This is a genomic window from Achromobacter sp. NPDC008082, from assembly GCF_042957345.1.
In the GTDB taxonomy this organism is placed as follows: Bacteria; Pseudomonadota; Gammaproteobacteria; order Burkholderiales; family Burkholderiaceae_B; genus Achromobacter; species Achromobacter kerstersii_A.
In genome coordinates this window covers 434,008-458,677 of record NZ_JBIBIB010000003.1, presented here as the reverse complement: position 1 = coordinate 458,677, position 24,670 = coordinate 434,008, and the positions used below count along the sequence as shown (strand labels likewise).

The 24,670-nt window shown below is 65.9% G+C and carries 6 protein-coding genes (1 of these 6 cut by a window edge); 1 reads left to right on the top strand and 5 read right to left on the bottom strand.

Translation table 11 applies throughout. The features are described 5' to 3' along the window. Positions 1 to 33 precede the first annotated feature (33 nt). The gene (locus ACFZAI_RS14195; RefSeq protein WP_391567459.1) at positions 34 to 240 is read left to right on the top strand and encodes a hypothetical protein; all 207 of its coding nucleotides are present in this window, start codon (positions 34 to 36) and stop codon (positions 238 to 240) included. A 48-nt stretch (positions 241 to 288) separates the two neighbouring features. Here ACFZAI_RS14195 and ACFZAI_RS14190 read toward each other — a convergent pair whose 3' ends face one another. The 5 genes in view from ACFZAI_RS14190 to ACFZAI_RS14170 are tightly spaced (at most 15 nt apart) and all read right to left on the bottom strand, a layout consistent with a single transcriptional unit that may run on beyond the window. Continuing rightward, entirely contained in the window at positions 289 to 1,095 is an 807-nt protein-coding gene (locus ACFZAI_RS14190) for an efflux RND transporter periplasmic adaptor subunit (RefSeq protein WP_391567458.1), read from the bottom strand. 13 nt (positions 1,096 to 1,108) lie between these two features. Continuing rightward, positions 1,109 to 3,082: a preprotein translocase subunit SecA gene (locus ACFZAI_RS14185; RefSeq protein ID WP_391567457.1), complete on the bottom strand. Its 1,974-nt coding sequence runs from the start codon at positions 3,080 to 3,082 to the stop codon at positions 1,109 to 1,111. 15 nt (positions 3,083 to 3,097) lie between these two features. After that, on the bottom strand, positions 3,098 to 5,251 hold the full coding sequence (locus tag ACFZAI_RS14180; protein WP_391567456.1) for a hypothetical protein: 2,154 nt from the start codon (positions 5,249 to 5,251) through the stop codon (positions 3,098 to 3,100). A 7-nt stretch (positions 5,252 to 5,258) separates the two neighbouring features. After that, positions 5,259 to 7,082, bottom strand: a complete 1,824-nt coding sequence (locus ACFZAI_RS14175; protein ID WP_391567455.1) for an efflux RND transporter periplasmic adaptor subunit — start codon at positions 7,080 to 7,082, stop codon at positions 5,259 to 5,261. Next, on the bottom strand, positions 7,075 to 24,670 hold the 3' portion of the coding sequence (locus ACFZAI_RS14170; protein ID WP_391567454.1) for a DUF4347 domain-containing protein. 14,477 nt of this gene lie beyond the right edge of the window; 17,596 of the gene's 32,073 nt are visible here — the last part of the coding sequence; its start codon lies off the right edge, out of view; its stop codon occupies positions 7,075 to 7,077. Before ACFZAI_RS14170 ends, ACFZAI_RS14175 begins: the two co-directional genes overlap by 8 nt.

Here is a 24,670-nt window from a genome sequence, read left to right as displayed (position 1 = left end):
GCATATGCCGCGTCACCTTGAGAGGGTCGCACCATGACGTCCCCGACTTCCCGCACGACGCATCCGCAATCGGCGCCTGCCGCCGACACGCCCACGCCCCCGCACGCCGATAAAGATCGCGTCCGCGCCGAGCATCAGCAAGAAGAAGCGCGCCGCAAGGCCATGGCCAGCGCGCAGCATAAAGACAGCCCGCGCAACCTGTCCGCGCCGCGTTACCACGGCGGCCACCGCGGCGGTTAGCCGGCTTGCAGCACCCGCGCGCTTAGCGCTCCCGCGCCGGGCGCGAGTTCAGAACTTGACCGAGCACCGGATGCCCGAGGGGATCGTGTTGCCCTCGTTCGGCACGCGCAGCAGCACGGTGAACGTGCCGCTGGCCGCATCCATCACCCGGTCGATACGCCATACCTTGCCTTGCAGCGGCTTGTCGCTGATGGCGGCATTCACCGTCACCTGCGCGGCCGCATCCGCCTTGATCTGGCCGTACAAGCCTTCCGGCACCACCACCTTGACCAGCAAGGGATTGATCTGCGCCAGCTTCACGATCTTGTTGTCGTTGACGCGGTCGCCCGGCCCGGCGTAGCGCTCGGCAACCACCCCATCAAATGGGCTCTTGATGCTGCGTTCGGCCAGAATCGCCTGTTGCAGCGCCACTTGCAGCTGCGCTTGCCGGCTGCGCGAGGTCATTTCGTCGTAGTCGCCTGCGGGCAGCAATTGGCGCTTGAAAAGGTCTGCATTGCGGTCGACGACACGGCCCAGGTAGGCCGCTTCGGCGCGGCGCAGGCCCAATGTGGCTTCGTCCACGCTGGTGTTCAGTTCGGCCACCACCTGGCCTTTTTTCACCACGTCGCCGCGCTGTACCAGCACATTGCTCAACACCCCTGCCGACGCGCTGCCCAGCTCTGACACCTGAAAGGGTTCGATCAGGCAGGCCATCGGGGTTTGCAACGTGTCGGCCGGTGAAGACAAGGCGGGTTCCGCCAGCACCGGCAGCCGCGCATCGGGCGGCAGGCCCTGCGCGGTGACGGCGGCGCTTGCGATCAGGCCGCTGAATAGACCAGATAGACCAAGGCAAAAGAAACGTAGGCGATGTGTCATAGGTTTGTAGAGATCAATCCCCCTGCCCGGAAAAGGACAAGGAATTTTCAAGTTCTTCATCCGCGGCCACCATATGGCGGCGCTCGCGGGCCAGTTTCTTTTCCGTGCGGGCCTGGGCGTAGCGCAGCCAGCGGGCCGCCACACCATGGCCGCCCATGGCACGCAGCAATTGCGCAGGCTTCGCCCATGCCTTGCCCGCCACGCTATCCAGCACCGCGTCTTCCCAAGACAGAATGGCTTCGACGTGGCCGGGGTCGCCCTGGCGGCCGCAGCGGCCTTCCAATTGGCGGTCGATGCGGGCCGACTCGTGCCGTTCGGTCAGAATCACGTGCAGCCCGCCCGCGTCCCGCGCGGCGTCGGACAGCGGAATGTCGGTGCCGCGTCCGGCCATATTGGTGGCGATCATGATGCTGCCCATCTGGCCGGCCTGCGCAATCATGTCGGCCTCGTCCGCGTCCTGCTTGGCGTTCAGCACCACCGCAGGCAGTCCGGCTTGGAGCAACACCTCAGCCACCTGTTCCGACGCCGCCACCGAACGTGTGCCGATCAGCACCGGCACGCCTTGCGCGTGCAGAACGCGGGTGCGGTCGCAGACGGCGGCCCACTTTTCGTTCAAGGTGGCGTACACCGCATCGGGCGCATGACGGCGGCGCGAGCGGCGATGCGTGGGAATGCGCACCACCGGCAGGTCATACACACGGCCCAGCTCGGAACGGATTTCCGCCGCGGTGCCCGTCATGCCCGACAGCAGCAGATAGTGTTTGAAAAAGCGCTGGTAGCTGATGCTCTTTAACGTGGAACGCGGTTCGCTCAGCGCCAGCCCTTCCTTGTGCTCCAGCATCTGGTGCAAGCCCTGGCCCCAAGACCGGTCCGGCATCACGCGCCCGGTGAACTCGTCCACCACCATGATTTTCTCGTCGCGGATGATGTATTGCTCGTCCAGCCGGTACATGTGCAGCACCGTCAACGCGCTTAGCACCAGCTCTTCGCGGCGAAACGGAATGCTCCAGGGCGCGGGCAAGGCGGCGCATTCGGCGCGCAGATGTTCGCGGCCCAGCTCGGTCAGCGTCACCCGGCGTTCGCCGCGCAGCAACCGGTAGTGCGCGGGGTCCAGCGCACCCGCCAGTTCCATGGCCTGGCGCGTGACGTCGGTGGTGTCGTCTTCCTGCACGCCCGAAATGATCAGCGGCGTGCGCGCTTCATCCACCAGCACGCTGTCGGCCTCGTCCACAATGGCGAAGCACAAGCCGCGCAGATACAGCTGCGCCAGCCGCCCCTGTTCGCCCCGCAGCCGTTCCAAACGCAGCGCGTCTTCGTCCTTGCCGCCGTCCAGCACGATCAGGTCACGCAGGTAGTCGAACACCAGCGTCTTGTTCGAGCAATACACCACGTCCGCCTGATACGCCTTGCGCCGCGTGGGGATGTCCATTTCCATGCTGACCCACGCCACCGACAGGCCCAGCGCTTCGTAGATGGGGCCCATGATCTGCGCATCGCGCTCGACCAGATAGTCGTTGGTGGTGATCACATGCACGGGCAGCCCCGCCATGGCGACGGTGGCGGCGGGCAGCGTGGCGGTCAGCGTCTTGCCTTCGCCCGTGTTCATTTCGGCGACCATGCCTTGCAGCATGGCCCAGCCGCCCATCAGCTGCACATCAAAATGCGCCTTGCCCACCGTCAGCCGGCCCGCCTGCCGGATCAGCGCAAAGGCGCGTGCCGCGCTGGCGGGCGTGATGCCGTTGCAGCGCAAGTCGTAGGCAATTTCGTCGGCGCGCCGGCGCACGCCGGCCAGGTCGATGTCGCCCAACGCCTCGGTTTCGCGGTGCACGCGGGCCACGATGCGGCGGGTGCGCGACAGCGGCTGCCGGCGCTTTCTGCCCAGCCAGCGCAACGCGGCCGTACCCCAGGCTTCGAGCTTGTTCGGATGCCGCTCGCTCTCCTTTTCAGGATAGAGCGGGTCGGGGTTCAAGGTAGCGAAGGCGTGCATGTCAGGGCGCGCGCATCACAAGCGGAACTGGCGCAAGACCATCTGCCGGACGGCGTCATACGCTTGCAGCGCAAGGGGCCGCGGCTCGTGCGAGAACTTCACATACACGCGCGCGCCCAAGTACGCACGCGGCGCGTCGTCGGGCAAACGCAAGTCCATCACGAACAGGTTCTCGGACGACTTCGCCCGCCCTTCCTGCGACTTGCGCGGGTCCACGCCTATGCTGCCGCCGCCCTGCAAGCTCAGCGCCAGGCTGGGCAGCTCGTCGGTCGCAGCCGGCACTTCGCGCGCAATCTGGGCGACGAACTCCTGCCCGCTGTCCTGCACCAGCCGCACGCGCACATCCTTGAGCGACCGGTGGATGCGCTCCAGGCTCGACTGCGGCACCACCACGCGCACGGTCTCGGCATCGGTCAGCACATAGCCCAGCAATTCACCGCGCTGCACATAGCGGCCCGTCATGTCCTCGGGCTGCGCCGACACATAGCGGCCCGCGTGCGGGCTGCGCACCTGCTGCGCCTGCACCTGTTCCTGGATGGCGCGGCGCTCGGTCTGCAAGCTGGTCCATTGATGGCGCATGATGGCCGCCTGCACCTGGTTCTGCGCGTAGGCCTGCACATAACGCGCCTGGTATTCATCCACCTGCGCGGCCAGCATGGCGTCGCGGCGGATAAGTTCATCGTTTTCCAGCGCCATCAATGGGGCGCCCAGCCCCACCGGCGCATCATCGGCCGCCTGCCGCGCGCGCACGAAGCCGGCCACCGGCGCCCGCACCTGCGCCGTGGGCGGCACCCACACCACGCCTTCGGTATCGGTGGACGACGGCATCGGCACCGCACCCACCAGCCCGACGATGCCCGCGATGCACAGCGCACAGATGGCGTACGAGCGCAGGCGATGCGCCTGGATCTGCGGGTCGGCATAGAACTGCCGGCCCAGCCGCCACAGCGGCATCACGATTGTGTTGAACAGCGCCCACATGGCCAGCAAGACGCCAAAGAAGAAGAACTGCCCGGCCATGATGAAGATGGCCAGGAACATGATGAACATGCGGTAGCAGAACGACAGCAGCGCATAGCCCACGAACCAGGCGCGTTCGCCCGGCGTCGCGCGCGGGGCTTCCACGCCGCGCAGCCCCAGCGCATAGCGCTTGAACAGATAGCCCAGATAGCCGTTGGCCCGCTGCCCCAGGTTGGGAATTTCGATGGCGTCAGACAGCACGTAATAGCCGTCATAGCGCAGCAGCGGATTGCCATTCATGAACAGCGTCGACATGCCGCACAGGATGATGACGGTATAGGCCAGCGACCGGCCCAGCCCTGGCTCCAGCTGCGTCCACGCAATCATCGCAACCGCCGCCAGGAACAGCTCCACCAAAATGCCCGCGCCGCCCACCAGCATCCGCCAGCGCTTATCGGCAAAGGCGGATGCCGCGGACGCATCCACATACGGAATGGGCACCAGCAGCAGGAACATCAGGCCAATCTCATGCACCTCGCCCCCGCGCGCCTTCACCGCGCAGGCATGGCCCAGCTCGTGGATGGCCTTCACCACCGGATACACCAGCGCCATGGCCAGCACATTGCCCGTGGAAAACACCTGATCCCAGATGTTGTGGGTCAGCGTCTGCCAATGCATGGCGCCCAGCGCCGTGCCGGCCGCCACCACCGCCAGCCACAACAGCGCGCCCACCCACGTGAACAGCCAGCGATACGCAGGCAGCGTGCGCGTCAGCCAGCGGTCGGGGTCCACCAGCGGCATCTTCAGCGCGCTGGGGTTGCCGATGTATTGCTTGATCTTCTGCATGCGCTGACGCTTGCGGCGTTCGACCAGGTCGCGCACGTCGGGCGCGCGGTCGGTCGTCAGCACGTCGGCGCGATGCAGCTGCGCCATCAGCCGGATAACTTCATCTTGCGGCATGGCGTCGTCATCCAGCTGGCCGCAGGCAATTTCCCAGATCTCCTGCACCGTGCGGCGCCCGTCCATCAGGCTGATCAGCAGATTGGCTTCGGGCGTGTAACGATGAAATTCGCCATTGCTCTGGTCCTGCATCACGTACCAGACCTCGCCGCGATACACGTGGCGATGAATATGGATGTGCGAACGCAGCCGCGGGCGCAGTGTGCTGACCCGGTGCCAGGAATTGCTATAGAGCGCGGTACCAGACATCTTCTCGTCAGCCGAACCAGCCCCACCACTTCAGGCGGAGCCAATCAAAAAATCCGTGCGTCCAGATCCAGACGTAGCGGCGCTCGTCGATATCGATCCGGCCCACGCCTTCCATGCCCGGGCGCAACGCCTGCGCCGCCTGGGGTTCCAGGCTGGCCTCCAGGCGGAACACGGTCTTGCCTTCCTGCACCTGCGCCAGCGGCACGATGCGCGTCACCGTAAAGGGAATCTGCCGGTCGGGCATCGCGGCCAACGCCACGCGGCCCGTCTGGCCCACGGCCACGTCATCAATCAGGCGGTCTTCCACGTCCAGCCACAGCCGGTAGCCATCGGGCGGCGACAGCTTGAACAGCTCCTGGCCGCGCTTGACCGCCTCGCCCAGCTGCTGGCTCAGGTCTCCGCTGACGATGATGCCGTCAAACGGCGCGCGCAACGTCGAGCGCTGGATCTGTTCCCGATAAAACTGAATCTGCGCCATGGCTTGGCGCGCCTGGGCCTGGGCGATGGCGGATGCCGCGCTGTCGCCGCGCGCCGATGCCTCTTCGGCTTGCCGGCGGTACTGCACTTCCAGGTTGCCCGCGCGCAGCAGTTCCAGTTCCGTTTCGCGCGTGTCCAGCGCTGCCAGGGCGTCGCCCTGCTTCACGGCGTCGCCCGCGCGGCGTGACGCGTCGCTGATATAGCCATCGAAGGGCGCGGCCAGCACGCGCTGCACCACGCCTTGCACCGTGGCCGTCGCGCTGATGCGATACGGGCCGTGCGCGAAGACGGCAAACGCCACCATCGCGACCACGGCGACGGCCGCCAGCTTGCGGCCAATGTAGCGGGGTCCAAGCAACCGGCCGGACTCGCGCAGCACCGCGTCGCGCCACTTGCGCCAGAACGGGCGTTCCTGCTGCAAGCGCTGATACAGCACGCGGCCGGCCAGCAGCACCACGCTTTGGCAAAGTTCGATGCTGGCTTTGTCGAACGGCAGGTCGTCCGGGCGTTCAAACACCAGCGCGCCGCGCGCGTCGCCATCGGGCGCGAACGGCACCGTCAGCACGTTGCGGTTGCCGAATTCGCGCGCAAGCTTCTGGTGCGCGCGCAGTTGGATGGTGCGGCCTTCGTCCTGCGGCACGCACAAGGTCGAATTCTGGTCGATGGCTTCGTCCATGGCCTCGGCCACGCTGCGCACCAGATTCATGTTCTGCACCAGCCGGCTGCTGTGCGACAAGGCATACACCTTGCTGCGGCCATCCTGCCGGAAGCCGATGCTGACCCGGTCGCATTCCAGCCGCGTCGCCAAGTCGGTGACCAGCGTCAGCGCTACATCCTTGAACTGCCCTTCCTTCAGTGAACGCGCCACGCAATTGATCACCACCATCAGGCGTTCGACCGTCTGCGCGCTATCGGTTTCCTGATGCTGAACCAGCCACGCTTCCAGCACGCCCGCGCCCCAGCGCAGCGCCTGCACCAGCGGTTCGGGCGCCTGCATGGCGGTTTCGAATGCGGCCACGCCGTGGATACGCCCGCCCAGCACGATGGGGTACGCCACGACCAGCCCGCTGGCATCCGCCGACACGGCCACTTCGCGGCCCTGCAAGGCTTCGTCCACCGCGCTGTAGAACACCGCGCCTGCGCGGCTGCCCGCCGGGGTTTGCGACACCGCTTCGAACGGCCCGGTGTCCGGCTCGCCCAGGATCAGCGCCGCGTGACGCACGCCCGGCAGCTGACCCGCCTGCAAGGCGAGCCAGGCGTCCAGGAAAGACTGGCGGTCGCTTGCGGCAGACAGCGCCGACCACCAGGCCAGGTCCGCGCGCTTCACCTGCGCGGGCACGACAGCATCATTCATCCTTGCTACCACTCTCCGTCAGCGCCGGCTGCCGCACGCTCAGTCCGCGCTTGCGGCTGGCCTTCGGCTCCCAGGTATTGGTTTTTGAATTGAACACGACCGTGGCGTTGCCCGACTTGCCCAACGCACCGCTCAAGCCCAGGATGCCCACGCCCGCCGCCATGGCGACGCGCTCGGCCGGGGTGGCTGCATGGGCGCTTTCAGCAGCGGCCACGTTGTCAGCCGGCTGATCCGCGTCCGACACCGCCGCGCCCTGCTGTGCTGCGTCCTTCGGCGCTGCGTCCTGCGGCGCTGCGTCCTGGGTCGACGCCGGAGCGGGCTTCGACACCGGAATGGACGCCGGATTCCCGCCGCTGGCATAACTCTGGCCGCCCCCGTCCTGCACCGTTTGATCGGTGCGCATGGACACCTCGTCCGGCGCGCCCGACGAAGCATAATCGGAAAGCCCGCCGTCGTGGCGCGCAATCACGATGTCTGGCGCCGTCGGTCCCAGACGGATGGTGTTGACCGCATCCAGCTGCCCCGGCAGGTACCACGCGCCCGCATTCGAGCGGGTCAGCAGCGGCTCGAACACCGGGCGCTGCCATTGGCCGAAGTTGCCATTCCAGGAATACAGATCCTCCAGCGCGCGGGTGATCAGGTCAGGCGTATTGCCGCCCATGCCGAAGCGGGTCAGGTTCACCACGCGGCCGCTCTCCGGTTCGATATAGATGGCGGCAAAGTCGCCCACCATCACGTCCTTCGCGAAGCTGCCGCGGAAGCTGTCCGAGCCGATGCCGCCCAACATGTAGTTGCCGCCCGCGCCCGCCAACAGGATGTCGTTGCCGCCCAACGCGATGTCGATCGTTTCGATTTGGCTCCAGCGGTCGTTGACGAACACCACGCGGCCGTTGTCGCCGAACATCACGTTATTGCCCGCGCCGCTTTCCAGCTGGTCGGCGCCCATGCCGCCGATCATCACGCCTTCGCCATTGTTATAGAGGCTGTCCGAACCGCCCACCGACGGGTAGGTGGATTCAAACAGGGCGATGCGGCCTGCGGCGGTGAACACGGCCCGCGCGCCGTCGCCGGCGATCAGGTTGAAACCGCCCGCGCCCACCGCGCGGATGATGTCGTCGCCCATGCCGCCAAACAGCGCGTTGCGGCCCGCGCCCACCGTGATGGCGTTCACGCCGCCCGATGGCAGGTTGATGGTCTCCAGCAGTTGCAGGCCGGCGCCCGCCAGATAGCGCGCGTCCGCACCCGGCGCCGCGGCGTCAATGAAGTCGCCGCGATTGCGCAAGTAGTTGACCGGCTCCACGGTCACGATGCGGCCGAAGTTGGCGAACACGATGTTGTTGCCGTCGCCCGCCGTAATCGTGTTGGCGCCTGCGGACAAGCCATCTGCCGACGCGCCCACCGCCAGCCCCGCGGCCTGCTGCGGCGTCAGCACCAGCGTCAGCGCGGCCAGCGATTGCAGGTCGGCCACCGCCGCCACGCCCATGTTCATCGGCGTATCCAGGTTGATGTTCATGCCGGCATTGCCAAACACGATGTTGTTGCCCTGGCCTGCGTGGATGACGTTGTTGCCGCCGCCGCCCGCGATCAGGTCATTACCCAAGCCGCCATAGATCACGTCGTTGCCCGCGCCGCCGTACAGGATGACGCCCTGCGTGGTGGTGCGCGCGTCCAGCACGTTGTTGCCGCCGTTTCCAAAGTGCAGCGCCTGGCCCGCCACGCGTTGACCGGGCAAGGCGGTGTAGTAGGCGTCGTCCTGGCTGGTCGAGCCAAACAGCAGCACCGGCCGGTCCGCGCCGCCCACCGTGTTGCCTTCGGCCACCAGCAGGTTATTGCCGCCGCCGCCCTGCACCAGCGTGACCGTGCCAACCGTGGCGTGGCGCACCGTGTAGGTGTCGTCGCCCTGGCCCAGCATCGTGTTCACCGACTGCACGCCGTGGAAGACGATGCCGCGGTCAAACACATGCGCGCCCGCCTGGCTCGTCTGCAACACCGTGCCGCCCGCGCCGCCCAAGCCCGGCGTCATGCCCAGCCCGGTGATGCGGCCGAAGTCGCCCGCTTGCGCGTTGCTGTACACGCGGTCCAGGCCACTCATGTTGTCGACCTGGTCCTGCATGCCGGTCTGGCCGGCCGTGGTGCCGTCATTGAAAATGCGGATGCGGTCATTGACTGGAGCGGTAGACGCCACGCCGTCATTGCGCGCGCCCAGCACGCCATCGGTCTCGCCCGGCAGGCCCACGCCCGCGTGCAGCGCGCCATCGTAATCCGGGCGGTCCAGCGTATCGCCCTCGATCAGCAGCGTGCCTTGGATGCCCGACACGTCATGCGGCTGGTCGCCATAATTGGCGTAGCTGATGCCCGTCACCGGGTCCACCGTGATGAAGGGCTGGTCGCTTGCGCGCGGGTTGCGCACCTTGCCCGGTTCGTTGGCGGGGCCGGCATAGGCCGGGTCCGCCACGCGCACCAGAATCGGCGGCAAGGCCACGTCTTGCAGGCCGGGCAGCGTCGTAAAGAGCGACGCCGACAGGTGCAAGTCCAGGCCCGCCAGGCTCAGCGGCGGCAGGCCAGCGCCCGCGCCGTCTTCCACCTTGACCAGCACCTGCTGCATGGCGCCCCACGCTTGCGCGCCGACACCGTTGGCGTCAAACGTCAGCACCACGCTTTGGTGCCACGTCAGCCCGCCGTCGGTGGACAGCAGCAGCCCGCGCCCTTGCAGGCTTTGCAGCGCCGCCGCCATCGAATCCGCCGCGTTCAGGCCTACGCCTTGCGTCAGCGAGCCATACAGGGCGGACGCCACCATCGCGCTGCTCAGCGACACATACGCCTGGCCCGAAGCCGGACGCGGCAGCACGCTGGCATCCAGATTGATCGCCAGCGACAGCGTATTGCCGCCGTTGGCGTCCAACTGGCCCGGCTGCGCCGTGATGCTGACCGGCTGCGCGCCATCGAGCACGTCGCGCGAACCGCCGCGGCCCGTCACGATGGTGTTGCCCGCCACGTCGCCCGACAGATCGAAGGTGTCGCTATCGCGTCCGCCGATCAGGGTCGTGATGACATTGCTGCGCGTGGACAGCACATAGATGTGGTCGTTGCCTTCGCGCGCATCCAGGTTGACGCGCTGAATGTTCTGGTAGCTGGTGTTCAGCCCTGCCCCACGGATGCCTTCCTGCGTCAGCACGAAGGCGTCGGCGTCTTCCGAGCCCAGCACGGTGTAGGTATTGATCCCGTCGCCGCCATCCATCGACACCGCGCCGTTGATGACATAGTTGCGTTCGCCGTTGGGCTGTTGCTGCGCTTCCTTGAACGCGTAGACCATGAACTCGTCATCGCGCTTTCCGCCAAACAGCGCCAGCGGCGCGGCGTTGCTGTAGATGCGGAAGACGTTGCTGCTGTTTTCCGCGCCGTACAGCGTCAGGCCGAAACGGTTGCCGCGTGACAGATAGCCCTGCGTGGTTTGCACCGTATCGATCTGGTCGCCCGCGCCCACGTTCGGGAACTGGCGGTCCAGCGCGTACAGCTGGCCGACCTGGTATTCGTTGTGCTTGGACGCATCGCTGCCCAGACCGCCGTCGATGACCACATAGGTGCTGGTGTCATCAATATAGAAGCGGTTGCCGCCGTCGACCGCATTCAGGCGCAGCCCGCCCGTCATGCTGCGGTCGTAATTCACGCGCTGCACCTCATTCGCATAACCCGCGCCTTGCGGCGTGATCTTCGCGACAAAGTGTTCGCGCACCAGGAAGGTTTCGTCCTGTGTGGTGCCGTTGATCGTCAGATAGTTCACGTCCGACAGGTTTTCATGGCCGTTGTCGTCGGAATCATGCACGTTGATCACAATGGACGTCAGCGCTTCGGCCAGGTTCACGATGATGTGATCCGAACCCCGGCCGCCATCCACATCCACGCGGTCGGTCACGCCAGGCGCGCCTTGCTGGCTGGTCAGCGACGGCAGTTGATCCAGCACGATCAGGTCGTTGCCGTCATTGCCATGCAGCGACACGCCACCGGCCAGCGCGCGCGCCGACAGATAGATAGTGTCGTCGCCCTCGCCCGCCAGCACGGTTGCGCCGTCGCCCAATAGAATGCGCGCCATCCAGATCTTGTCGTCGCCGGCGCCTGCGTCCACAGACAGCAGACCCAGGAAATCGGCGTCAGACAGGGTGATCAGGTCGGCGCCTGCACCGGTGGTGATGGTGGTGCTGCCGCCCACCGTCACCGTATCCAGCAGCACGATGTTGTCGCCGTCCCCGGCGTTCACGGTCAAGGAACCGATCAGCGCCGAGTCCACCAAGACAATCTCGTCCACGCCCGACCCGGCCGTGATGGTGGTATCGCCGCCCACTGTCGAGGCTTGCAGCACGACGACGTTGTCGCCTTCGCCCGCGCTTACCGTCAGCGAACCGGCAAGGCCGCTGTCCACGAGCCCGATCAGGTCATCGCCCGAGGCGGTCGTGATGGACGTATCGCCGCCCACCGTCACGGTATCCAGCAGCACCGCGTTGTCGCCGTCGCCCGCGTCCACCGTCAACGCGCCGGTCAGCGCGCTTTGCTGCACAGTGATCTGATCCACGCCCGCGCCCGCCGTGATGACCGTTGCGCCGGCGATGGTGACGACGTCCAGCAGCACGACGTTGTCGCCACTGCCGGCATGCACCGAGACCGCGTCGCCGAAATTGTTATGCGTCAACGTGATCAGGTCAGCGCCCGCGCCGGACAGCAGCGTCGCGCCGCCGACCACGGTCACGGTATTCAGCAGCACCGCGTTGTCACCGTCGCCCGCGTCCACCGTCAACGCGCCCGTCAAACCGCTGTCCAGCAGCACAATCGCATCCAGGCCCAAGCCGGTGGTGATGACGGTATCGCCGCCCACCATGCTCGTATCCAGCAACAAGGTGTTGTCGCCGTCGCCCGCCGAGATCGTCAGCGCGCCGGTCAGGCTGCTGTCTGCCACCGTGATCTGGTCTGCGCCCGCGCCGGTTGTGATCGTCGTATCGCCGCCCACCGTCACGGTATCCAGCAGCACGATGTTGGCGCCTTCGCCGGCGTCTACCGTCAGCGCGCCAGTGATATCGCTTTGCTGGAACGTGACGGCGTCGTCGCCCGCCGCGGCCAGCACTGTGACATCGCCGCGCACCTGCGTGGCGTCGAACGTGACCGTGTCGGCGCCGTCCAAGGTGCGTACCGTGGTCTGCTGCTGATTGATCAGCAGCGCGTTGACCAGAATCTGGTCTTGACCCGAACCGCCCGTGATATCCAGCAAGACGCCTTGCGTCAACGCGCCGTTGCCGTCCAGCGCGCCGCCAACGTCGGCGGTGTTGCTGAAGGTGATGGTGTTGTTGCCGGCGTCGCTGCCGTACACATAAATCTCAGGCGCCAGCAGGCGGCCGTTGATATCCACCGCCGAGGCCTTGCCGTAGCCGGCCGCGCCGCGGTCATCGCGGTCCACGCGCAGGTTCATGCGCTGGCCGGCCTGGATCAAACCGCCGGCTTGCAGGCCGCTACGGCCCGCCACCACCAGGTTGTTGCCCGCCAGCAGGCTCAACACGCCCACGGTGCTGATCACCGCGTCCGGCGCCACAACGATATCGCCCGAGGAGCCCGCTTGCGCACCTTCGTAGCGCGCCACGAGCCACGCGTTGCGCGCATCAATCTGGCCCACGTTGAACGACAGCGCCTGTGACACGCCTTGCGCATCGGTGGCGGCGCCCACTTGCACCAGCGCCACGTCGCCGCCCGCCTGCACATTGATGGTCGACTGCGCGCCCACCGACGCCACAATCAGCGCGTCGTTGACCGCCGCGCCCGCCGTGTCGGACTGCACGTAGCCGCCCACCGAACCGCCCGCCACAAAGAACAGGCTGCCGCCCGTCACGACCGCATCGCCGCGCGTGTGGGACAGGCCCGGATGCGCCGTCTTGTCGTTGACGATGTTGGTGGCGCTGCTCAAGTGGACCTCATCGCGTGACCGCGACTCCACCCGCGCCAGCACCAGGTCATGCGCGCCCAGCTGGCTGATCGACACCGACTCCAAGGCCGACGCCACCAGATAACCCGACATATCCGTCAACAGCGGCGAGCCCAGCTCCCCGATGGTGCCGGACAGCGTTTCCAGCCACACGTTGCGCGCCGTGATCGCGGCCTGGCCCGAAGCCGTGCCGTTCAAGATGGCGTCCAACGCATACAGGCGCACATCGCCGCGCACCCCGCCGGCATCGACCACATCGATACCGCCCAAGCGCAAGCCATGCATGCCATACAGGTTGACGCCCTGCGTCGCCGATGCCCGCACCGTGGCTTGCGTATCGGCAGCCGACACGCTGATCAAGAGTGGCGTGCCTTCCTGCGATACGTCGGCCCCCAGCAGGCCCACCGACTGCCCGGCGATCAGCGCAACTTCGCGCACATACCCCAGGCCCGCCAGTTGGGCGGCGCTCAGGTCAGACAGCACCACGTTGGCGTACTGGCGCTGGCCATCAGACGTGGCGTTCAGGATGGACAAGCCCGCCTTCAACGTCACGCTGCCGGCCGACACCACCTGGCCCACGCGCAGGTTCGCGTCCGTCTGGTAAGACGAGCCGCCTGCCGCCGTTCCCTTGGTATTGGCCAGAACCAGGTTCAAGTCCTGCGCGCCCAACTGCGACACGCGCGCCACGCCGCCCGCTTCCACATACAGCGCGTGGCCCGCGGACAGGCTCAGTTGCAGATGCTTCGAGGCGTCGTACTGATAGATGCCATTGGCGTCGCGGGTGCTGCCTACGATGTCTTTATCCGCCACCAGGCTGACCTGGCCGGCGCTTTCCAGCGTGCCCGCATCGGTGCCAATGATGGAACCGCCCTGGGCGCTGACCGTAATGGTGATGCCGTCCTTGGCGTGGATATCGCCCAGGCGGATGCTGCCCTTGGGCGAATCCAGCCCGACGGTGGTGTCGCTGTAGGCAGACACCACGCCGTTCACGGCTTCTACCGCCAGCGAACGCGTGAGCTTCAGCGTCAGGTAGCGCGGGTCGCGCATGTCGCCCACCAGCATGCCGCTGGCAAGCGCCTGCGGGCTGGCGCCGTCTTGCGCCATGTACGGCACGTTGACGGGCTTCCAGACCGGGTCCAGGAAGCCGCTGCCTATATCCACCACCTGCACGCCATTGGCGCGCGCGGCGGCCATGTTGGCCTGCCATTGGCTGATGTCAGCCGCCGATGCGCCTTCCAGCAGCTTGCTGTTGTAGATGAAGACGTCGCGGCTGTTCTCGTACAGGCCGAAGCGGTCAGCGAACAGGAACTGCACCGCGCTATTGGCCGACAAGGTCGTGCCCAGCTTCAGCGATGCGTCGTTGGAGAACACCGGCTCAAAGCGCTGCCATAGGCTCGTGTCGCTGAAGTCCACGCTGGCGCGGTCCAGCGGCGTGGTGCCGGCCGGGCCGATGTAGCGATACAGCGTGTGATACACGCCCGCCAGGTTCACGGCGTTGGCGCGCGACAGTATGGCCTTGTCGGCCTCGGGCAGCGAGTCAAACACGTTGGCGCGTTCGTCATCGGTCAAGCCGCCCAGGCTGGGCAGTTGCAGCGTGTAGTCGCCCAGCTGCGCACCAATCGAACCCTGGCCCGACGTGCGCAACACAATGCCGCCGCCCGCCTTCACGTTCAGGAAGCGGTCCACGGACGGCGCGCCGTCCGTATCGCCGTCCACGTCGAAGACCTGTTCATTGATGGCCGCCGACACCGGATACAGCAGGTTGTTCTCGATATTGCGCAGCGTGGCCGTCGAGAAATAGAAGAAGTAGCCCGCGTCATAGGTCTGGCCGTACTGCGCAATCTCGGCCGCCGTTTGCGCCGGCGCATCCGCACGCACGGTATAGGTGCGCGTGTAGGCCTCTACGCCCGCGCCGTTCAGGCTGGACGCGTCGAACGCCAGCGTGATGGCCTCGCCCATGTTGGGATACAACGCCAGCAATCCGTCGTTCTGGCCTGCCCCCGTCTGGTACAGCATGGCGTCGGCCAAAGATGCCGCCAGGCGAATCGTGCCGTCCGCGCCAACAATGGCGTAGTACGCCGTGTCGGCCCGCACGTTGCCCACCGACTGGCGGAAGTAAATCTCGTCGCCCGTGCGCAGCGCACGCAGTTGGCCCGTGCCGTCGTCCACGATGTTCATGTTGGCGAGCTTGAAGCTGCCCGCCCCCACCGCCGTCAGACCCGAGCTGACCGCACCCGGGGCGGACTCCAGGCGGTCGCGCCAGTAGTTGTGGTATTCGGCCGTTTGCGCCAGTTCCTTGTCGACCACGTAGTCGTAGACGATCTGGTTGCGCGTGGACTTGACCAGGTTCTGCGCGGCGGTGATATCCAGCGCTGCCGGCAGGTAGTTGGGGTCAAAGCCCTGATTCTTCAGCTGTTCGTGCAGCGCCAGCATCGACGCGTTCAAGCCTGCCGTCGAACCGGCGGCTTGCGTCTGGAACAGGTGGGTCGACACGGTGAACATGCCGCTCACGTCCGCCGCGGCAAACCCGCGCAGCAGCTCGCCCGTGATGCCGGCGTCGGTGAAGAGCGCCTTGGCGAGTTCCCTGCCCGCGGCCGTCTGGTTCAGCAGTTCAATCTGCTGATGCAGCACGGCCTGTTCCTTCGACGCGAACAGCTGGATGGTGTTGTTCGCGCCCACCAGCACGTAATAGGCCACGTTGGTTTGCAGGCTGGCCGTCTTGCCGATCTGCACGCGCACGTCGTTGAGATAAACGCGGTCGTAGTTCTGCAAGGCGCGGTAGCCCGTCACCTGGCCGTTGGCGTCCGTCACCGGCACGATATTCATGTCGGTCAAGGTGATGACGTTGTCCGCCGACACGGTCGCGCCGCTGGCGGCCGCGTCCAGGAGCTTCACCGTTACCGCGCCCGGCGTGCTGCCCGCCACGGCAAAGATCTGCGCAATCGATACCGGCGTGCCGCCATTGAAGGCCCCATCCACACTGCTCGACAGCGTGACGACGCGGCCGTTCACGCTCTGGATGTAATAAATGGCGGTCTGCGTGGAGTTCGCAAAGCTCAGCTCCACCCGCTGGCCTTGCACCAGGCGGTCGTTGCCCGGCAAGGTCAGCGTAGCGGCGCCAAACTGCGTCAGCGACTGCTGCGTAAAGCCGTTGTCCACCAGGCGGATGCCGGCGTTCACCGTCATGCCGTGCAAATCAGGCGTGTAGCTGCCCGAGGTCGCGGTGTCATGCACGTTGGTGTTTTGGTAGACGTTCAGGTCTTCCAGCTGCGACTTCTGCGCATACACCTTGCCCGTGAACGTGATGCGGCCGGTCAGCCACGCGCTATCGGGGCTGGACGCCGTCAGCGGATTGCCGTCGGCGTCCACGATGGTCAGGATGTGCAGCGTGCCGTTGTCGTACACGCCCAGATCATGGCCTTGCAGCTTGCCGTTCTGGTTGGTCATGTACAGCTCAAGCCCGGCCAGCGAGATCGACTGCCCGCTTTGCAGCAGCGCCTTGATGCTGTTAGCCAGCTGCGTGCGCGCCACGTCGCTCAGGTTGGCCTTCGTCAGATCCCAGCTGAAGCCGTCGCCCATGTCGACGAACTCGGCATACCCGGCGCCCGCCATTTCCGTATAGGTGTAGAACGGCAGCAGGTTCGTGCCAAACCAGCCCCAGTTGTTGTTCGGGGTATCCGACGTCAGCACGCCCTGCTTCAACGCCGCGGCGCCAAAGCCGCGCTGAATCGTGTAAGCCACGGCCGTGGAACCCGTGGCGCCGTGGCCCAGCCCCGTCAGCCCGTAGACGAGTTGCGACGGCAGCATCATGGACGAGACCGTGTTCGCGCCATTGCGCACGTAGAAGCTCTTCAGCGACACCGCCGCGCCCGAGAACGTGATCGAAATCTGGTTCTGCGAGTTGTAGACGTTCGTGGCGGGCGTGCCGTCAGCCTGGACCAAGCTCAACGATTCGATGCGGCGCGTGTAGCTGACGCCGTCAATCGTGAACGTGATTTCGCTGCCAATCAGCCCGTTGGCGGCGTCGTTCATCCACTGGTTGTACTGCTGCACCGTGTTGCCTGACGGCACCTGCCAGCCCAGCGTATTGCCAGCCAGCTGAAGCTGGTTGCTGGTGATGGTGCGCTCAATCACCGTCCACGTGCTGCCCGGCGTAGTCGACGTCAGGTTTGCGTACAGCGACCCAACGCCGGTGTTGATCTGGCCTTGCGGGTGGTCCAGGTTGTATTGATCAATCGCCGCGATGATGCCGGCCGAAATGTTCTGGTCGTTGGCGCCCAGCGCCGGCGCCGCCGTTCCCGGCGCTGGCACCACGGGAGGCGTGGCGTTCTGCGTGCCGGTGATCTCGCCCCCGCCCAGCGTGCCGGCCGCATTGCCGAACACGATGTTCAGGTTGTGATGGCCGGTATTGTCCACGCTGGTCAGGTCGCCCACATACGGCGACTTCAGCGTGACCAAAATCGTGTCGAACGTGTTCGCCCCCCACCACTGGCCGCCCGTTGGCACGATCTGGTCTATCGTCAGCTGCTGGCCGTCCACCAGGATGTAGGTGTAGGTGCGCAGGCCGGCAAGCGCGCGCTGATACAGGTCGCCCTGCGTCTGGCCCGACAGGCTGGCAAAGGTATTCAACTGGTCATTGGTCAGTTGCAGGCGCAAGGTGCTGGACCCCTGCTGCACCGACAACGCGCCAGACGGCAACGTGAACGAGATCGGCAGATTGGCGTTCGACTGATCCGTGGCGCCCGCCAGCGCATACGACGGGCCGTACAGCACGCCCTGACTGCCTGCCGTGTAACCCAGCGAGGCCAGCGACACCGGGCCCGCGTTCGCCGTCGGGTTGAGCGGGTCATACACCGTGAATGTGAACTGGTAGATGTTGTTCGCGCCGCTGCCGGCCACCAAGCCCAGATAGCCCAGGATTTCCTTGCGGACGTTCCCGTTCAGGCTGTCGTTGTAGGCCAGGCGCACCAGATGGTGGCCATCCACCGCCGCCTTGAGCGCCGCGCTGTACTGGTCCGCCGTCAGGTTCAGCGCCAGGTACTGGCCGCCTTCGGCCTGCGTGCTCAGGTACGTGCCGACGCCGCCCAGCGTAATCGTGGCGGTCTGCAACGACCGCACGCCCGACCAATAGCTGTCGTACTGCGCCAACTGCGCGTTCAGGTCGGCCAGAATCTTGGCCGTGACGGTCGGGTACGCCTTTTCCGTCGCGGTGCGGGTATCGGCAAGCTCGCCATCCAGCAGCGAACCGCCGTTCAACGTGATGTTGACGCTGCCCAGCTCCGCGTAGACGGATGCCTGCGGGTTCGTCCAGTTCACCGGCTTGACCAGCGTCAGGTCGGCGTTCAGCACGTTTTGCGACAAGTAAATGCTCTTGTCGGCGCCGGCCGGGCCGCCCGCCAGGCCCGCCTGGGCGGCAAAGCCCTGGCGCGCATGGATGGTCAGCGCCTTGGACGCCGTGCCGATGGCGCCGTAGCCCGCGTTCAGTTCGATGCGGTTGCCCGACACGACGGTGTCGGTGCTGCTCGTGGATGCGTGGGCGAAGATGCCGTTACGCGCCTCGATGTACACCGTGCCCGCCGACGAGTTCACGTTCTTCAGCGTGGCCCACGAGCTATTGCCGCCATCCGAAAAATAGTTCAGCCGGATGTCGTTACGCGCCTCGGCGCGGGTGTAGCCGTTGGAGCCCATCACGTTCAGCTTGATCGCGCCGCCCAGCGCGATGGCGTCCACGTTCAGCTGCGCGTTCGCGCCCGTGGGCATCTGGCCGTTCACGTCGCGCGCCATGATGCCGACGTCGCCTTGCATCGTGATCGACGTCGGCTTGGACGCCGAGACCGCCTCGATGTGCACCGTCTTGCCGTTGCCCACGATCAGGTTGCCCGCCAGCGTGATGTCGCCGTTGCTGCGGATGTAGATCGCGTTGGCGGCGTTGCTGGACCCCATGAAGCTCAGCGTGATCTCTTGGGAAGCCGGCATGTAGAAGGTGAACAGCTCTTGCTGCTTCTTCTCGACCACCTGCGTCAAGGTCGTGGTCTTGGTGCGCAGCCAGCCGCCGCCGCTGGTGTGCGGCCCATCGTTACGCACGATGACGCCGGTGTTGAACTTACGATAGGCCACGCTGAAGACTGACGTATCCAGCGCCGTGCCGCCCGAGGTTTCCAGGCGGTAGTGCTTGCCGTCCGGGCCTTCGATACTGCCGCCCGCGTCTTCCACCAGCGTTTGCGTGCCGCTGCCTTCGATGGTGGTGGGCAGCAGCGCGTCGTTCAGTTTGCCGCTGGCAATCAGCTGCTGTTTCAGCGCATCCGGTACGGAATTGACGCCGTCATAGGCAACCACCGTCGACACCAGCACCGGGCGCGGCGTCTCAAACACGGTGACCGGGCCGGACTTGCTGGTGTTCTTGTCCGTCAGCCAGCCCAACGGGTCGAAGTCGCCGAACAGGTTGAACTGCTTGGTCGTGTAGACGGTGGTGGTGGTTTCGCCCGAGCTCCAGCCCATGACCCACACCATCATCTGGCCGGCCTGCGGCTTGTAGCTCAAGGTCAGCGTCTGGCCGTCCTGCAACGCGCCTGCGGTGTTGCTGGAACCGGCCGTGCTTTGCTGGCCGTTGCCGTTGTCGTACACCCAGATCCAGGTCAAGGGGTTGACTTCGCCCGGCGTGGGCTGCACCTGCACGAACTTGTTCCACACCGTATGCACGACGTTGTTCGTGCCTTGCAGCTCGTACAGGTCTTTCTGGCCGCGCGCGGTGTCGATGATTTCGATCCGGCCGCGGCGGTAGGTGCTGACGTCGATGTCGCCGGTAACCAGCGCGTAGGTCGTCTGGTTGTCGATGTGCACCGACGCGTAGCCATTGGCCACAATCAGGTTGCCGTTGCCCACCGACACGATCTGGCCGGTCAGCGAAATGCTGCCGCCCGCCAGGCGGATCGGGTCCAGGATGATGGTCTGCGTGGCGTAGTCAAAACGGCCGGTGATGGCGCCGTACCGGTTCAGCGACCCGTCGGCGCTGAACGACACGCCGCTGATGGCGTAGCCGTTGCCGTCTTGCAGGGATTTGTCCTGGTCGCCGCGGAACGAGCTATCGATCTTGATATAGGCGTCGGTCAGGCCGCTCTGGATCTTGCCGTCGATGTTCAGCGTCAGCGCCGAAATGCTGACCGCCCCCAGCGCAAAGATGCGCGAGTCGCGCGCCGCCGAGTTGTTGTTCATGTACTGGGCGAAGGTGTCCAGCTTCATGTAGCCCCATTTCAGCAACACGTTCTGCATCGTGTCGCTGATACCGGTGCTGGTGCTGCCGCTCTTCAAGGCGTTGACGACGCTGGCCCAGCTGTCATTGAGCAGCGTGGGATCGGAGCCGGTGTTGAACCACCCGTCGCTTTGCAGGCTGAAATTGCCCTTGGCCACAATATCCAGGCTAACCGCCTGAATCGTGCCAGACACATTGATGCTGCCCAGCGTGTTGATCACCGACACCTTGCCCAGCGGGTTGACCACCGCGCCCAGCAGGCCCAGGTCCACCGGCGCATTCGCAATCAGAGTGGCCAGCGATGTGTCTCTGCTGCCATCGGGCCTGATCTCGTCCAGCATGCCGCCAAACGGGTCCGCCGCCCAGGTGTTCTTGACCTGGCTGATATTGACTTCGGCCGTGTCGGAACCCGACGCGCCCTTGACGGACACGTCGTTGATGTACAGATGGCCGGTCTTGAAGACCTTCAGCTGGCCATCGGAACCCGGCCGGATGATGGTGCCATCCAGCACCACGGCGTCATACACGTTCATCAGCATCGGCGAATCGTTGACGATGTTGATCTGCGTGTTGGCGCGCGCATCAATGCCCGCGCGGTTCACGCCGCTGGTGTCGGTGGCGCTGACGTACACCGAGCCGCCCGACGCGTACATGTCGGGGATTTCGACATAGAACGTCGAGAACGAATCCAGGTAGCGGACTTGCCCATCCACCACCGTCGCCATCTGGATGCTTTGCAGCTGGCGCTGCAACGCGGCGATGTTGGCCTGGTAGCGCGCCACCGCCTGCGGGTCGGACGCGTGTTCGGTCTGCATCTTCGTCAGCGTGCGGATCTGCTCGCTGATGACGTTCTGCTGGCTGGCGTAACGCAGCGTGGGCATGCCCACGTCCAGGGTCTTCAGCACAAAGTACAGGCTGCCCACCTGGGCGGCGGCCGTGGCGCCAAAGTCCGTTCCCAGCGCTTCGTCCTTCTGGGCCTGCGTCGGGTTATTCAGGCGCAGCCAGTAGCTGTTGTTGTAGTTCTCGTTGGCCAGGTTCAGGTCGCGGCTGTCCAGGCTGTTGTAACGGTAGTAGTTGTTATTGGCGTCCCGAATGATCATGCCGGTCGTGACGTTGACTTTGATGTCCGCGGCGGTGAATGCGGTCAGCTCATAGTTCACGTCGATATTGACCGTGCCGGGCGCACCATCCAGGCTGGTCTTGCCCGCGCCCAGCAGCTTTTCCAGAATGGCCTTGACGACGGCCGAGTTCGAATCGAACTTCACCGCGCCGCCCGCCGCCTGCGCGCTCAGGCCCGACAGACCCAGTTCCTTCAGCAGTTCGGCCGGAATCACGAACAGGTTGGCCGCGTTGTTCACGCCCGCGATGATCTGCGTGGCGGAGCCGGTGGCGACCTTGCTGGACGTGGTGTCCACCACGCCATCGGCCAGATTGGCCGTGGGGTTCAGGTTCAGGCCGATGACCTGCACCGTGCCATTCACCTTGGCTTGGTCCAGCGTCGACGGATTCGTTTCCAGGCGCACATTGCGCTGCGCCTTCAGCAGCGAGCCATTGGACGACACGCCGTCGATCAGCACCGTGTTGATCTGGCGCGCCTTCGCGCCGCTGTCCACGTCGGGAATCTGCGCAATGCCCACTAGCGTGAACGACACATTGTCGTTGGCCAGCAGATAGCCGGTGGACAAGGGGTCGGACGCCTTGCCGTTGCCCGCCAGCGCCAGGATGCTGTCCGCCTCGATCGACGAATTGTCGATCTCGATGGCGTTGCGCACCGTCAGGTTGTTATTGCTGTCGGACTTGCTGAAGCTGGATACCGCCACCACCAGCAGGTCGCTGATGGTGGTCGTGACGCCGCGCGTGTTGGCCGCCATGACCACATCGCCAAAGGCGTTACGCAGGAAGGCCCCGTCCACCTTGACCTTGGACAGGCTGCCGTCGGTGCTCAGGTGGTTGGTCGACAGCGTCACCGAAACCCCGGACACGCCCGTGATCTTGTTGCGCTGGGTGTAGATGATGTCGTTGGTGGTGACCAGGTCCAGCATGCCGGGCGTGGCATAGTCGCCGCGCGCGCTCACCACCGTCATGCCCGCCGACGCGATGGTGTCGCCCGCCTGACGCGCACCCGTGATGGTGATGGTGGATTCCGGCTTGATCGACACCGTGTGCTTGCTGACGTCGGCGCCCGCCACCTTGACGGAATAGCCGCTTAGCGTGGACGTGCCGCGTACGGTGTTGTTGCTGCGGATGTCCAGCTTGTTGCCGGTGACCTGCGCACCACTGCTGATGTCGATGGCCGATTTGCCGCCGACTTCCACATCGATCTTGCCCTGGCGGCCCGCCACCAGCGCAATCGTGCCGGCGTCCATCTTCACGTCCACCGACTGCACCTGCCCCGCCGTGATGCTGAGCAAGGCGCCGTCCACGTGGGCGTTATTGCCGATCGATACGCGCGCGTCCAGGTTCGTCGTCAGCGATGCGGAGTCGACTGACACCGTCACCCCGCCCACTTCCAGCGAACGCGCTTCGGCCAGCAGGCCCGCTTCGCCGTTACGTTCGGTGGTAGCGCCCACCGTGATGCCCACGATGTCGCCGCGCACGGTGGCGCTATCGACCGTGGCTTTCAGCGATCCGCCCAGGCGCGTTTCGGCGCTCATCACGCCCACGCCGATCACGCCGCCCGTGATCGCCTTGGAATAGGCGCGGCCGTAATACGTGCCTTGCGCATTGATGTTGACCAGGCCGGGCGCCGTGCCCAAGCCGGGCGTCGTCACCGACGCGCCGGTCAGCTTTGCCCCGTTTTTGGCTTCGGCCAGCGTCGTCGTGGCAATGTCCACCAACGCCTTGTTGACGTTGACGGCCAGCCCCGTCGTGGCGGCCACGCCGGCCGTCTGGGTCTGGCTGAAATCCACGCTGACCAGCGCATTCATGTCCACCACCGGGGCGGCCACCTCAGCGCCGTCCACCGAGGCCGTGGTGGTGTCGCGCGCGACGTTCTCGGCGATGCCGACCCCTACCGCCACGCCCACCATGCCCACGGCCACGCTCACTTGCGTCAGGTCAATCTGGGCGGTGACCTGAGTGTCGGCCGTGATCTCGACCTTGCCCAGCGAGCCCACCTTGCCCCCGCCCGTCACCTTGGCGCTGACGTTGTTACGCGTTGTGTTCGTGACCCGCACGCCTGCGCCCGAGGCCGCGATGCCGCCGCCCACCGCCACCGACGCGGTCACGGCATCCAGGCCCTTGAAGTCGGTCTTTTCCAGCGCCAGCACGGACAGGGCGTCATACCCGCCCACGTTCTTGCCGCTGGCGGTATTGATGTACGCACTGACCTGGTTTTCGGCCACGCTGTCCACCAGCGTGACGGCCAGGGCCAGGTTCAGGCCAAAGTTGCCCGGCACCGGCAGCGAGGCCGCCACGGCCACGCCATACGCGCCCGACTTCAGAATGGTGCTGGTGTCTTGCGCCCGCACCGTCACCGAGCCCGCGCTGCCGGCCATGCCCACCGTCACGTCCGAACCCTGGATGTAGGCGGACGTGGTGGTGGCAAAGCGGTTCGTGACTTGCACGCCGGAGCCTGCAGCCGAGCCGCCCGCGCCCGCCACCGCCACGCTGCCGGCGAAGTTGACGCTGATCAGCGTCTCGGTAGACGTCGCCAGCACATCGAGGTTGCCCTTGTTGACCGTGATGGTGCTGTTGTCGATATATGCCTGTGCACGGTTGCTGCGGCTGACGCCGTCGCCCGCGTACGCGCCAAACGTATCGTTGGCGAGCGACACGCCGATGCTGGCCGCCAGGCCCGCGCCCGTTGCGCTGACCGACACCGCGCCCGTCACCGCCGAAATGGTGGACGTGTTGTCCGCCTTGACCGACACGCCCGTGCCCGCCGTGATGGTGGAACCGGTGATGTAGCCGCTCACATCGTTGGCGATGATGTGCGTGCCTTCCGCGCCCGAACCGGACACGGACACGCCCGAGAACCCCGCCGCCACCGACGCCGCCACCGACACGCCATCCACCTTGGCGGTTTCCTTGGCCGACACGGCCACCGAGTGGGACACATTCAGGGTGGACGCCGACACGTACGACTGCACGCTCATCGCCGCCACGTTGTTCGCCACCGAAGCGCCCACGGCGAGCGACCCACCTGCCATCGCAAACGCCAGCGATGCGCCAATGGCCTTGGCGTCCAGGGTCGTGGTGTCTTCGGCGGCGACGGACACGCGCGTCATCTGCGCGCCCGTGCCAACGTTCAGCGTCGAATTCGCCACCGACGCGTCCACCGCGCCCAGCGCCTTGTTGCTGGCCAGCGCCACGCCCACCGACAGGGCCAGGCCCTGCGACGTGCCAGACAGGCTGGCGCCCGCCGCCGTAGCTTTC

What these genes read in the sequence shown, in the direction of transcription:
- ACFZAI_RS14195 (WP_391567459.1), top strand. Translation starts at nt 34, where the DNA reads ATGACGTCCCCGACTTCCCGCACGACGCATCCGCAATCGGCGCCTGCC.
- ACFZAI_RS14175 (WP_391567455.1), bottom strand. Translation starts at nt 7,082, where the DNA reads ATGAATGATGCTGTCGTGCCCGCGCAGGTGAAGCGCGCGGACCTGGCC.
- ACFZAI_RS14180 (WP_391567456.1), bottom strand. Translation starts at nt 5,251, where the DNA reads ATGTCTGGTACCGCGCTCTATAGCAATTCCTGGCACCGGGTCAGCACA.
- ACFZAI_RS14190 (WP_391567458.1), bottom strand. Translation starts at nt 1,095, where the DNA reads ATGACACATCGCCTACGTTTCTTTTGCCTTGGTCTATCTGGTCTATTC.
- ACFZAI_RS14185 (WP_391567457.1), bottom strand. Translation starts at nt 3,082, where the DNA reads ATGCACGCCTTCGCTACCTTGAACCCCGACCCGCTCTATCCTGAAAAG.